The sequence below is a fragment of the Bacillus sp. FJAT-47783 genome (assembly GCF_022808615.1).
Taxonomy (GTDB): Bacteria; Bacillota; Bacilli; order Bacillales; family Aeribacillaceae; genus Bacillus_BZ.
Genome location: NZ_JAKZKS010000042.1, coordinates 1 through 13573, shown reverse-complemented (window position 1 = coordinate 13573; position 13573 = coordinate 1). Strand labels below are relative to the sequence as shown.

The 13573-nt window shown below is 36.1% G+C and carries 12 protein-coding genes; 8 read left to right on the top strand and 4 right to left on the bottom strand.

Going from position 1 to position 13573, the window contains the following annotated elements; all coding sequences use genetic code 11:
* Nucleotides 1–1486, top strand: a 1486-nt coding sequence (locus MLD65_RS17510) for a pre-toxin TG domain-containing protein (RefSeq protein ID WP_243293108.1), incomplete at its 5' end; no start/stop codon positions are given.
* 5 nt (nucleotides 1487–1491) lie between these two features.
* The gene (locus tag MLD65_RS17505; protein ID WP_243293107.1) at nucleotides 1492–1977 is read left to right on the top strand and encodes a DUF6985 domain-containing protein; all 486 of its coding nucleotides are present in this window, start codon (nucleotides 1492–1494) and stop codon (nucleotides 1975–1977) included.
* A 251-nt stretch (nucleotides 1978–2228) separates the two neighbouring features.
* Here MLD65_RS17505 and yidC read toward each other — a convergent pair whose 3' ends face one another.
* From yidC to MLD65_RS17490, 3 genes are all read right to left on the bottom strand, one after another.
* Entirely contained in the window at nucleotides 2229–3008 is a 780-nt protein-coding gene (gene yidC, locus MLD65_RS17500; protein WP_243293106.1) for a membrane protein insertase YidC, read from the bottom strand.
* 28 nt (nucleotides 3009–3036) lie between these two features.
* Complete coding sequence (locus MLD65_RS17495) at nucleotides 3037–3318, bottom strand: hypothetical protein (protein WP_243293105.1); 282 nt, start codon at nucleotides 3316–3318, stop codon at nucleotides 3037–3039.
* 75 nt (nucleotides 3319–3393) lie between these two features.
* The gene (locus tag MLD65_RS17490; protein ID WP_347709321.1) at nucleotides 3394–4572 is read right to left on the bottom strand and encodes an NAD(P)-dependent malic enzyme; all 1179 of its coding nucleotides are present in this window, start codon (nucleotides 4570–4572) and stop codon (nucleotides 3394–3396) included.
* 451 nt (nucleotides 4573–5023) lie between these two features.
* Here MLD65_RS17490 and MLD65_RS17485 point away from each other — a divergent pair, with 451 nt between their 5' ends.
* The 6 genes from MLD65_RS17485 (at nucleotide 5024) to MLD65_RS17460 (ending at nucleotide 13266) form a co-directional block, all read left to right on the top strand.
* On the top strand, nucleotides 5024–7903 hold the full coding sequence (locus MLD65_RS17485; protein ID WP_243293104.1) for a PAS domain S-box protein: 2880 nt from the start codon (nucleotides 5024–5026) through the stop codon (nucleotides 7901–7903).
* Between the two features lie 158 nt (nucleotides 7904–8061).
* Entirely contained in the window at nucleotides 8062–8499 is a 438-nt protein-coding gene (locus MLD65_RS17480) for a GNAT family N-acetyltransferase (RefSeq protein ID WP_243293103.1), read from the top strand.
* A 155-nt stretch (nucleotides 8500–8654) separates the two neighbouring features.
* A complete protein-coding gene (locus MLD65_RS17475; RefSeq protein WP_243293102.1) occupies nucleotides 8655–9221 on the top strand; it encodes a histidine phosphatase family protein in 567 nt (188 codons plus the stop codon).
* Nucleotides 9222–9495: 274 nt separating this feature from the next.
* Nucleotides 9496–10476: an NAD(P)H-dependent flavin oxidoreductase gene (locus MLD65_RS17470; RefSeq protein WP_243293101.1), complete on the top strand. Its 981-nt coding sequence runs from the start codon at nucleotides 9496–9498 to the stop codon at nucleotides 10474–10476.
* A gap of 90 nt (nucleotides 10477–10566) precedes the next feature.
* Nucleotides 10567–11754 (top strand): acetyl-CoA C-acetyltransferase, encoded by a 1188-nt coding sequence (locus MLD65_RS17465; RefSeq protein ID WP_243293100.1) that lies wholly within the window; start codon nucleotides 10567–10569, stop codon nucleotides 11752–11754.
* Between the two features lie 333 nt (nucleotides 11755–12087).
* Nucleotides 12088–13266 (top strand): TolB family protein, encoded by a 1179-nt coding sequence (locus MLD65_RS17460; RefSeq protein WP_243293099.1) that lies wholly within the window; start codon nucleotides 12088–12090, stop codon nucleotides 13264–13266.
* 45 nt (nucleotides 13267–13311) lie between these two features.
* Here the strand turns inward: MLD65_RS17460 and tnpA are convergent.
* Nucleotides 13312–13573: IS200/IS605 family transposase (tnpA, locus tag MLD65_RS17455; protein ID WP_243293098.1), on the bottom strand; the 262-nt coding region annotated here is incomplete at its 5' end.

Genomic DNA, 13573 nt, shown 5'->3' with positions numbered 1-13573 from the left:
ACAACAGGTTGGGGAGCTTGACCAACAATGGCTACATGAATATGCCGTATCGGAAAAAAATCAAGGGCTTGTCATCAACTTATATCGGGAGCTAATGAACGCAACGACAAAAGGTGGCGCTACTTCCCCGATGTATTTTGATGAAAAGGCTTATCATCGCAGTGACATTTACCAAGTAAAAGATGAAGTTGATCAAGCGACCGAAGCATACATAAAAACAAAAGAAGAGCAAGCGGAAGTCCGTGACCTGAAAGAGAAAGCAGAGGAAGAAGCGAACAAACCTTGGTATGAAAAAACGTGGGATGGGATTGCAACCTTTACAGGTGAGTTCACCGGGTATTATGATTATAAGAGAACAAAAGAAGGAATCGACCCCATTACCGGCGAAAAACTATCCGAGGCTGACCGCGTAAAAGCAGCCGCCATGGCAGCAGCGGGCTTCATTCCGCTCATAGGTTGGGCAGGAAAAGCCTTTAAAGGCGGAAAAGCGATTTACAAAACGACAAAAGGCATTAACGCTGCTTCCCAAGCACTCGATACTTATAAAACAACGAAAACCTTTGACGTTCTGCAAAAAACAGAAATGGGCCTATACGGCCTGGCCAGTGCCAATGGCTTCGGTGAATACATCACCGGCTATGACATGTTTGGGAACAAATTAACAGAAGAACAGCGGCAGGCAAGCTTTGTCCAAGGACTTCTCGGACTAGGTGCCGGCTACATCACAGTAAAAGGCGCAGACGGTGTCACAAAAGACGCCACCAACCTAGCAACAGACTTCAAGAACATCGGGAAAGACATCCAAGCAAAAGGAAGTCAAGTTATTGGAGATACATCCCGAGCTTTAAAACTTGATCTTACCGACAGCCTTAGCTTTGCAGGAGCGCAAGGGATTACGAGATCAAATGCAGCAGACACCGTTCAGCACGTGCCAAAAGAGAATCTAATGATGAAAGCTGAGGGTGTTGGGGGAGTTGGTAAGGGTGCGGGTAATAATAGGCAAATAGACTTTACAAGAGGTTTTGACGTAGACCCTAAATACAGTTCTTATGAACAAAGGGTAAAAACTACCCCTGTTAATAAAGGTGAATGGAGTAACGAACGAGCAGAATCGTTATTTATATCCGATAAGACCGGTGAAATAAAAAAATATCTTGATGAAGCTGGTGTTGATGGAGTTGAGTATAAAAACGGAATGCCAGACTTTTCTCCATTTTCCAAAGGTGAAATTAAATTAGAAAATATGACTAATGATAGAAAATCAAACTTTTCGACTGCTGATGAAGAATTGGCTAAAAAGTGGAGTACACCAGAACAAAAGTGGACAGCAGAAGATATAGCTGATTGGCGAGAAGATAATAAATATACTTGGCATGAACTTAACGACTTGGAAACAATACAATTGGTGCCAAGTAAAATCAATAGTGTTTTTAAACATTTGGGTGGAGTTGGAGAATATAATATAAAAGTTAAGTTAGGAGAGTAATTGGGATGGTCATGATTAATGATGAATTATTTGGAAAGCTTGAATATAAAAACAATTTTTGGAGAGGGAAAACAACCATTAGAATGTTTGGTTTGGAAAAAGAAATACTTTTAAGTGTTGATGCACATGAAAATGCTGATTTTTCAAATGTGCAAAGAGAAGCATTTATTAACTTTAATCAAGATATGAAAAACATAATACATGAGGCTGAAAAGCAAGTTTACGATTACTATATTGAGAACTATGAAGAGTATAGAGAGATGTTAGGTAATGAATCAGAAGCAGATAAATTAGCACCAAAGATTGATTCTATTTCAGATTTAAAGAGAATAGTGAAGCCAGTTGAATTAATTGTAAGAAGAGTAAGAAAGAATGGAAAAAGAAGATTAGGTTTACTTTGCGATGTCTCCTGGGATATTGACAATGGAATGGGAATAAAAATTGAGGATGAAATGGTAGAAGAAGTAGGTTATCAAGATATTGTATTATAACTTTCATAATATTATGGATGATAAAGTTGACCTTGAATGGAAGTAAGTTCCTTCAAGGTTTTTTCTTATAACTTGAGATGAGCAAAAATACTTACACACATTTACAAACGAAAAAGTGCATAAAAAGAGCCATAAACAAACTTCCTTGGTAGAATAAAAGCGCCACCCCATACCCTACAAAGGAGTGTTTATGTCTCACGAAAAGGTTAGCACATTATCAAGAAATCTACAATACTTGCATTTTACATTATTTACTTTTCGACACTTGGTTGTACAAGTTCTTGTTTTTTTGTAGAAAAGAGCCTCTGGCTAATCAACGTTTGGAGAATGAGAAACAGTCCGCCAACGGCCCAGTAAAGAGGTAAGGCAGCTGGTGCACCTAATGAAAATAACCCAATCATGATTGGAGAGATAAACATCATCATCTTCATAGGCCCTTGCTGTTGTTCATTCGGAATGTTTTGAAGCGATATTTTCGTTTGAACAAAATATATTGCCGAAGCCATAAGGGCTAGTCCGATATTAGGTGAGCCTAAGTCAAACCATAAAAAGGAATGTGTAGCAATTTCATTTGAGCTTGATATTGCATAATAGAGTCCCATCAAAATCGGCATTTGAATAACAAGCGGCAAACATCCAACAGATAATGGATTAATCCCATTTTCTTTGTATAAGCTCATCATTTCTAATTGTACTTGCTGCTGTTCTGCGCGATCTTTCGCACGTTTTAATTTTTCTTGAATTTCATTCATTTTCGGTTTGATTGAATCCATTTTTTCTTTCATGATTTTTTGTTGTTTCTGTTGTTTGAGCATCATCGGCATTAACAATAAGCGAATCATCAAGGTAATGATAATGATAGCAATCCCGTAATTATCATGAAAGATGGAAGCGATCGTTTCAATAGCAAAAGAAAATGGTTCAACAAGAACGGTGTGAAAAAAGCCCCCGTTTTGATCTGTCCCATTCATGCTACAACCTGTTAAGATGAACATCATGATGAAAATGCTAAAGTTTTTTACGAATTTCAATTGTTTTCCTCCTCATCTATTTTGCCTATTAAGAGAGAAGGAAAACATGGTCTTCATCATCATCTTTGCCTTCTTTTCGTTTGGCAAAGTGTATAAGGTACTTAAGAATATAAAGCGGGCGTATGAGTAGTTGTCCATGCTCAATTATTGCGTTTTTTTCTATATTAATGGGCTCAAATCCCGCTGAATTCGCTACATATTGTCTCGTATCGTTCCATATATAGTGAACAAGATATAGTGTAATGACTATATAAAGTTGTATAGAAAATGCCAGTGAAACCGCTTCTGATATAAATACGATGTCAAACAAAGTGTCACCTCATTTATGATGTCTAAGTAGTATTACGTATTAAGTCTAAAAGAAGTTTCACATAATTTGAAGCTATTATAAAAGAATTTGTTCATCTTTTTTTGCTACAGAAGCAACTGCTTCTGCTACAGCAGGAACGACTCGCTTGTCAAAAGGATGCGGAATAATGTAATTCTCTGTTAACTCTTCCGCTAATATTAATGAAGCAATGGCTTTTGCTGCACTAATTTTCATCTCTTCCGTAATCGATTTTGCTTTAACATCTAAAACACCTTTAAATATGCCAGGGAAAGCGAGTACATTGTTCACTTGATTTGGGAAATCAGAGCGCCCTGTCCCTACAATTCTAGCACCAGCTTCTTTTGCGTCATCTGGATGGATTTCGGGATCAGGATTGGCCATTGCAAACACAATCGGATCGTGATTCATTGATTGAATCATTTGTTTCGTCAAAGCACCTTTCACAGATACACCGATAAAGACGTCAGCCTCTTGAATAACATCTTGTAAAGTTCCTTTATGTAAGCTCGGATTTGTGATGGAGGCTAATTGTTCTTTCATTTCATTCATTCCATTTGGTCTACCATGGTAAATAGCACCTTTCGAGTCACAAACAATGATGTTTTGAACATTTAATTTGAGGAGGAGTTTAGCAATAGCTACACCAGCAGCCCCTGCACCATTGATCACAACTTTAAGGGAAGGAAACTCTTTTTCTACGATTTTTAATGCATTCATTAGGGCAGCTACTGTTACAATAGCTGTGCCGTGTTGATCGTCATGAAATACTGGGATGTTTAACTCTTCTTTAAGTCGTTCTTCGATGATAAAACATTCTGGAGCTTTAATATCTTCAAGGTTAATGCCACCGAAGGATGATTGAAGAAGCTTAACCGTCTCAATTACTTTTTCTACATCGTTTGTATCAATACAAAGCGGAACGGCATTAATGTTTGCAAATTCTTTAAATAACATCGCTTTCCCTTCCATAACGGGAAGTGATGCTGCAGCTCCAATATTCCCAAGCCCTAACACAGCACTTCCATCCGTGACGACTGCAACCGTATTTCCTTTCATCGTATATTCATATAACTTGTTTTCATCTTCATGAATTTCTTTGCATGGCTCTGCAACCCCTGGAGAATAAAGTAAGCTTAAATCTTCTATTGTGTTTACTTTCCCTTTAGATGTTACCTCAAGCTTACCTTGTAATGACCGGTGAATATCTAACGCTTTCTCTTGTAATGATTTCATTTCTTCACGCCCCCAACTGTATTAATACAGATATTGTTTGTTGTATAGTATTATATAACAGAAAATTCAAAAAGTGCAATCTTTTTTGTCATTTTTTAATAAAATTTAAAGATATAAATCTAAAGAACTGATTAACTAGCGTTGGCAGGGGGAGGGGGGCAGGTGAGCATACTACACATCTCAATGGTAGGATGCAAGCAGTGATTGATTTAGAGAATGCTGAAATAAAGGATTGTTTGATTAGCGGTTAATAATATAGAAGTTATCGGCGAAAAGTGCTGATCACAAAGTTTCTTAATGGGGATAAATTAAAGATATATACTATTAGAATAGTAGGAATTGTAGTACAATATATAAAAATGTTTAAATTTTTTTGAAAATATGGAGTGGATTTAATTAAAGGCTTGAATGCCATGCTCAAAAGAACATAATAACGAATGGAGGTTTTGATGTGGAAAAAAAACTACTAATACCTATAGAATCTTCGACCTCCCTAAAACTAGAAAAAATAAAACTTCAACAAGAATGGGAACTGTTCCTCTCAGGTCATACTTCAATACCAACAGTCCGCCCGATTACACATGATTCATGGAAACGCTGCATGAATCATGGTGTCAGTCCTTTTCAAACCAAAACTTCCATGAACCTTAAAGAAGAGCAAATCAAGGAGTATTTATCAACGAATCCTTATTTTTGGGCTATAGAGCCAGTACTAAAAAATTTGAAAGAAATTTATTCGGATTCTGGACTTTTAATTACATTTTGTAACGGTGATGGCGATATCGTCTATTTAGATGGACCTGTTCCATTGATGGTAAAAGCGGAAGATATGAATTTTGCCACGGGATCTTCATGGTCTGAAGATCGTGCAGGTACAAATGCGATAGGAACGGCAATAGCTACTGGGATGCCGGTTCAAATATTTGCTGGGGAACATTTTTGTCAAGAAGTACAAAAATGGACATGCTTTGCAGCTCCTGTTCGAGATCCAGCCACAAATAAATTAATCGGTGTTATAGACTTAACGGGCTTATGGACAGCCAAGCACCCTCATTTTTTATCCGTTATAAAAAAGGCTGCAAGAAATATTGAAAAATCATTATATACCCATTTGCAGATGGAACGATTCAAGCTACTTGAACATTATCAAAGCGTTTCAGGAGTTTCCCATACTCCGATGATGGTTATTGATCGCGGCTTAAAAGTAGTTAAAGCATCACCCGTTATGTATGAGAACGGTTTCATTGACTCGGACAAAAATCTAACCGGTGCCCCTTTTACAAACCTATCACCCTTTACAAAAACTAACTGGGAAGTTAACTATAAAAATGGAAGATGGAGCTTTGAGCTAACACCATATATGTACGGAGGAACTCAAATCGGTTCTGTTGTACACGTTATTCCTCCAGCAATGACCCTTATTAAAGACATGTCAGTAAGCATAAGACGCATAAAAGAAAAAGAAGTTCATTATTCGTGTAATAAAGAAAAAAATAATCAATTGGAGACTATTATGAAAGAAGAATTTTATCAATCCCTTTTTAAACATAATCCAAATGGAATTTTTTCATTTAATCTTGAAGGACGCTGTATTGATGCGAATCCAGCTGCTGAGAAGTTGATCGGATATTCAATTGAAGAAATTTGTAAAGAGTCTATTCACACACTTATTGCTAAAGATAATTTTGATAAGGATTATCAATATTTTAAAAGGACAACAAGAGGAATACCTCAAAAGTTTGAAACATTTACTCGGCATAAAAATGGACATCGAGTAGACATAAGCGTTGAAAGTTTTCCGATTATTGTTAATCATGAAATTGTTGGAGTATATGGAATTGTAAAAGACATTACGAAAGATAAACAAATAAAAGAAGAGTTAAAGTCAATGAAACAACAATTAGATTTATTCCTTAATAATACAGTAGATGCGATTTCGATTATAGATGTCCATTTGCATATCATTAAAGTGAATAAAGCATTTGAACAAGTATTTGGTTGGACTGAACAAGAGTTAATCGGGAATAAATGCCCAGTTATTCCGGAATATTTAATGGAAGATACTGAGAATAGGATCGAAAAAATGAAAAATGAAAGACAAGTGATGTCATTTGAAACGATCCGAAAAACAAAGGACAATCAATTTCTTAACGTTAGCAACTTTATATCACCGATTGTAAATGGTTCAGGTGATGTTATAGGATTCGTTAGTATTATGAGAGATATTTCTGAACGTATACGGATGGAAGAAGCTTTAAAAGAAAGTGAAAAAAGATTACGAACATTAATCAACGCAATGCCGGATATTGTCATATTTAAAGATGGTAAAGGAAGGTGGCTTGAAGCAAATGAATTTACATTATCTTGTTATAACTTCCGAGGTGTTCCATACAAAGGGAAAACAAATTCTGAATTAATTGATTATAATTTATTGAACAAAGAAACGTTAAGCATGTGTCAAGAAACGGATGAAAAAGTGTGGGAAAGTGGGCATATGATAAGGGGAGAAGAACATATTACGCTTGAAAATGGAAAGAAGGCTATTTTTGATGTGATTAAAGTACCGATTTATAAACGTGATGGAAAACGTAATGGTCTTGTTGTCATAGGACGGGATATTACCGAACTAAAGAATACAGAAGATTTGCTGCGAATGTCAGAAAAGCTTGCGGTAGTAGGACAATTATCTGCCGGAATCGCACACGAAATCCGTAACCCATTAACATCACTTAAAGGATTTATGCAGCTGCTTGAATCAAGCAGTAACGAAGAGCAGAAATGGTATTTTGATGTGATGTTATCAGAAATTGATCGAATAGATTCGATAGCGAATCAATTTATGGCGATAGCTAAGCCTCAAGTAAAGGAAATACGAACCATTGATTTAAATAAACTGTTGGAACAGGTTATGGTCATTGTTTCACCGGAAGCAATATTAAGTAACGTGGAGCTGAAAGTAGAAACCGAAAGAGATATTCCCGTCATTGAATGTGAAGAAAATCAAATAAAGCAAGTGTTTATCAATATTATAAAAAATTCGATTGAAGCAATAAATAAGGGGGGAGATATTCTAATTCAAGTGATGAAAAATGATGAAGCCCACGTTTTAATTCGATTTATTGACAATGGTTGTGGGATTCCAAAGGAACGTATTTTGCATTTAGGTGAACCTTTTTACAGTTTAAAAGAAAAAGGGACAGGCTTAGGGTTAATGATCTGCTATAAAATAGTTGAAGAACATAAAGGAAAAATGTTTATTGATAGTGAAGTTGATAAAGGGACAACTGTTGATATACTTCTGCCAATTAAGTCTAATTTAAAGAAATTGTAGCATTACGAATGTGAAATTTTTCGATAGCGTTTTTGTTAGTTTACAAACGGAATAAAGAAAACACGATTAAATACGGAGGGGATGTTTTGGATTATAATGAAAAAATAAAAGAGTACATACATTCCTAATTCTTTGGTGAAAAACGGAGGTGGTTATATATGGAGACGTTAACAGTGAAAGAACTGTCGTCACATGAGGAAATTATTGAAGCGTATCCAGTCATGAAGCAGCTGCGTACTCATCTTGACGAAAGCACCTATCTGAATCTAGTAAGAGAGGCACAGGAAAAAGAAGGGTACAAAATGTTCGCGTTATATGATCGAGATGTAATGGTTGCTGTGGTTGGGTTTCAGCCAATGATCACCCTTTATTACGGTAAGTTTGTTTGGATTTGTGATTTCGTTACAGACGCGAATAAGTGGTCAAAAGGGTACGGGGAAAAATTACTTACATATGTTCATAATTGGGCAAAAGAACATAATTATGAAAGTGTTGCTTTATCTTCAGGCTTACAACGGACAAACGCACACCGTTTTTACGAAGATAAAATGAACTATGACAAAGTCAGCTATGTGTTTAAAAAAGCTTTGAATTAAATTTGACCTTGGAAGGCGCTCTTTTTTTGAAAGAAGCGCCTTTTTTAAATTTATTGAGAGAAAATTAGTACCAAGTAATAAAACTAAGTAATATAATTAAGTGGAAAAGAGAGTGCTGTTGTACTCATTAAAACTATTATAAAGAGGAGAACGTGATGGAAATTTCATTAATTAGGCATGGAAGGTCTAAATTCACTGAAAACAGACGTATTTCTAGTAAAGAATTTCATGATTGGGTGAAAAGCTATGATGAACATGGAGTGTTTGAAGAAACGATATACCCCTCTCTGACAACTGAAAAAATTCAATCTTCTAATCTCGTTATCACAAGTGATTTAAAAAGAGCGATCGAATCAGCTAAACTACTCAGCCCAAAAGTAGAGCTTATATCGAATTCGTTGTTCAATGAAACCGAACTACCTTTACCTTCTGTGAACTTGAAAGGTTTAAAGTTAATACCAAATTATTGGTTAGTTGTTATGAGAAGCTTATGGCTAAGTGGTTATTCAAATGGTTGCGAATCCTTAAAGGAGGCAAAACAAAGGTCAAAAAAAGCAGCGCAATTACTCGTTGAATATGCGGAGGAACATAATACGGTATGTTTAGTCGGGCACGGGTTTTTTAATAGGCTACTAGCAAAAGAACTGAAAAATATGGGATGGGAAGGGAAGCGAACAAGTGCTAAGCATTGGAGTTGTATGACCTATTCATCCCAAAAGTAAAAGAAGGGGCTAAAAAGGATTAATGATGTCCTATCATATTGCCTCGTTTTAAAGCGATTTCTTAAATTAATAGCTTTTGTATTTTCCACTATTCTAGAAATTAAAAATTAAAAAATTCAGAAAAAACAAACAATATTCTTGGTGTTTAAATTTCTATCGTGTACAATAAAAATGAAACTTAAAAGAAAGATGGACAAGAAATTTTTAAGAATTACTCAATGCTTAGTAAAATCTAATAAGTTAGAATCGTAACGAGTGAATGGAGTGAAAAAAGATGAATGAAAGAATCCCTTGTTCTATATCTGATCAGCTGGAATTACCAGTTATTGCGGCACCAATGTTTCTCGTCTCAAGCCCTAAAATGGTCATAGAATCATGTAAAGCTGGAATCATTGGTTCATTTCCACTATTAAATGCTCGAACCTCTGACATTTTAGAAGAATGGATGAAAGAAATTACGGATGAACTATCGGCTGCAAAAGTAAGGGAACCTCATCGTAAAATTGGGCCATGGGCAGTAAATCTGATTGTACATAGCTCGAATAAGCGCTATAAAGAAGATTTGGAGTTGGTGAAAAAATATCAGCCTCCTATCGTTATTACATCACTTGGAGATCCGAGCCTAGTGACGGATGTAGTACACGATTACGGTGGACTTGTATTTTCGGATGTCATTGATCTGAAGTACGCTAAGAAAGCGGTTCAAAAAGGAGTGGATGGTTTAATACTCGTATGTTCAGGTGCAGGAGGACATAGCGGTGTTATAAATCCAATGGCATTTATCTCATCTGTTCGAGAATTCTGGGATGGAATCATTGTGCTAGCTGGCTCCATTTCAAATGGTAACGATATTCTTGCGGCTCAAGTGTTAGGAGCAGATTTCGCATACATGGGGACTAGATTCATAGCTGCATCCGAAAGCTTTGCACAGGATGAGTATAAAAAGATGTTAGTGGATTCTACATTTGAGGATATTATTTATACAGATGTATTTAGTGGTGTAAAAGCTAATTACTTAATTCCGAGTATAAAAAAAGCAGGATTGGATCCGGATCATTTACCAGATAAAAAATCGGTTGATTTCTCAAAAATGAATAAATCAAACGCAAAAGCATGGAAAGACATTGTATCAGCAGGACATGGTGTAACAAGCATTAAAAAGGAACAGTCTGTTGCGGAGATTGTCGAAGAGTTAAAGCAATCATATACAGATTCCCTTTCCTTCGTGAAAAAGTTAGAAAAAGTGATTCAATAACTTTTAGCAGTGTGAACACGTGCCGATTTTAGTAATAACGAAGAAGTTTGATTGTACAGATTCCTAAATGTGTATATAGGAGGAAAATAAATGTCAAATGTATATATGATTGATGGTGCGAGAACAGCATTCACATCATTTGGTGGTTCGCTAAAGTCAGTAAAATCATCTGATCTTGGTGCTGTTACAGCCATTGAGTCATTAAAAAGATCTGGATTTTCTTCAGAAGATGTTGATCAAGTGGTCTATGGAAATGTGATTCATTCAGAACCAAATGCAGCTTATCTCGCACGTCATATTGCATTAAAGGCAGGAATTCCAGTAGAAGTACCTGCTCTAACAGTTAACCGTCTTTGTGGGTCAGGTATGCAATCGATTGTTTCAGCTACTCAAGGAATTTTACTAGGGGAATCGAAGGTAGCCCTTGTCGGGGGTGTGGAAAATATGAGCTCGTCTCCTCATTCTAACTTCAACAGCAGATTTAGTGGAATGAAATTTGGTTCTTTAGAATTTGAAGATATGCTAGTAAAAACTTTAACTGATGATTATATAGGCATTGGGATGGGGATGACAGCAGAAAATTTAGCTGAAAAATATGAAATTACAAGGGAAGAGCAAGATGAATTTTCTTTACTAAGTCATTTACGTGCAAAGGAAGCCATTGAGTCTGGAATATTCGCTGAAGAAATAACAGCAGTTGAAGTACAATCTAGAAAGGGTACGCAAGAGATTAGAACAGATGAGCACGTAAAGCTTGATGCATCACTCGAAAAGCTTTCTAAGCTTAAACCATCTTTTAAAAAGGATGGAACTGTGACAGCTGGTAATGCAAGTGGAATCAATGATGGAGCTGCATCAATCATTCTTGCTAATGAAGAAGAGATTAGAAAAAGAGATAAGACACCAATTGCTAAAATAGTTTCATGGGGGATAGCTGGAGTTGACCCTAAAATGATGGGAATAGGACCTGTACCTGCTATTAAATTAGCACTAAACCGTGCAGGCCTAACGCTAGATCAAATAGACCGAATCGAAATTAATGAGGCGTTTGCAGCTCAGTATTTAGCAGTGGAAAAGGAACTTGGTTTAGATCGAGACAAAACGAATGTACACGGTGGCGCAATCGCATTAGGTCACCCAGTTGGAGTAAGTGGTACACGAATTACCTTGTCATTAGCGTACGAATTAAAACGCCAAGGACTAAAGTATGGTTTAGCGAGTTTATGCATCGGTGGTGGACAAGGAATCGCATTAGTCATCGAAAACGTACAAGTATAAATTTGTGGGAAAGTAAATAAAGGGCATTACATCTTGTGAGTTTAAATTGATCCTTTATGGATTTACATTCAATGGGGATCAAAGAGAATCCCCATTGAATGAAGATTCACCCACTAATTGCTTGAATAGTGAAGCGAGTTCATTCATTAATTTTTTCTCTTCTTCAAGTGAGTGTTTGACTCCCCGCATGAAAAACTACAGAAGCATTTTTGGAGCATTAAAAGCATCATCTTCTTTCTCATGAAGCCTGCACGAATATCATTACATACCCTAACAGCAAATTGTTTAAATATTTCTTCTACTAAGGATGGATAATAGTTAAGAGGTGATTATATGATTCGACTAATAAAAATCTTAACTATTATATTCGTTCTTTTTCCTGTCTTGAGTCAAGTAGAAGCGAACACAACACCTGTTAAAGTTGCTTTTGTTCGAGATGGATACTTGTGGCTGAAAATAAATGACGAAGAAGTTAAACTGACAAATGAAAAAGCTACATACCCTTATCCACCTAGTTGGTCACACGATGGAAAAATGATTCTTTACTTAAAAGAAGTGATGGTAACAATTGGATCTAATCAAGAAACACAATATGAATTATGGGTATACGATTTTGAAGAAAAAGAACATCGGAAAATTTTTTATGATGCATACAACCCGAAATGGTCTCCTACAGAAAATATTGTGGCGTTTCAAAGTGGTGGTGTGTTAAATATCTCTGATTTAACATCGTTTTATAACATCGCTTTAGGAATAAGCGATTATGAATGGAAGCCAAATGGGAAAGGGTTTATTGCTTCTTCCAGTGCTACAATTCATCCAACTGGATGGTTAAATCCAATTCTTTATACGATTTCAATAAAAGATGGTTATAAAAATTTAACGAGTTTAACGAATCATGTAAAAGAATTATTTGTCATACCGAAAGAAGTGACAAAAGATAGCGTTGAGGTCATGTCTATTTATGCAAGGGATTTTAATTATGCACCTAATGAGAAATGGATTTCGTTTATTGTCTCTCCAACAGCTTCTATGTCAATGGATAGCAATATGCTTTGTGTTATTTCTGCCGATGGTAAAGAATTTGAAACGATTGATGAAATCATCCTTCATTTAGACGATCCAAAATGGGCTTATCACAAAAATTTGTTAGGTTATATCGCTGGAGGAGGAAGAATCGTATTTGGTTTTAAAAATAAGGATCTGAAAGTGACGGAACTTCCGGCCTATCACTCGCTAACTTTAACACCGCCTAATTATTCTGAAATGGGATTTACGTGGGTTGATGACAATTCCCTTATCGTTTCAAGAGTTAAAGAAAGCGAATGGTCGAATGACCCTAAAAAACGACCAAAACCATCACTATATAATTTAGATTTAAGTGGACAAAAGCAAGTGGAAATGACGAACCCACCGAAAGACAAAGGGGATTATCAACCGAAATTTTTGCCTTCCATTAATAAAGTAAGTTGGATCAGGAAAACGGAAACAGATATTGAAGGAGATTTATAAGAGGGGCGTAAAACCCCTACGCCTTTAGGCTAGGGGATGTAAGCCCTAACTACCTTGTGTTTGAATGTATTTTTGAATAATCTCTTTGCTAACATTTCCAATGCTACATACGAAGTAACCGTCACTCCAAAAGGTGCGTTCTTTCCAAAAATGTCGGGAAAGATATTCGTTATGCTTTTGCCATATTCGATAAGTCGTAAGTTGTTTCAGCAACCTAACAATTTCAAGAATACTCCATTTTGGGGAGTAACGAATTAATACATGGATATGGTCTTGGTCTATCTCTTGCTCAATAATTTGCCAACCG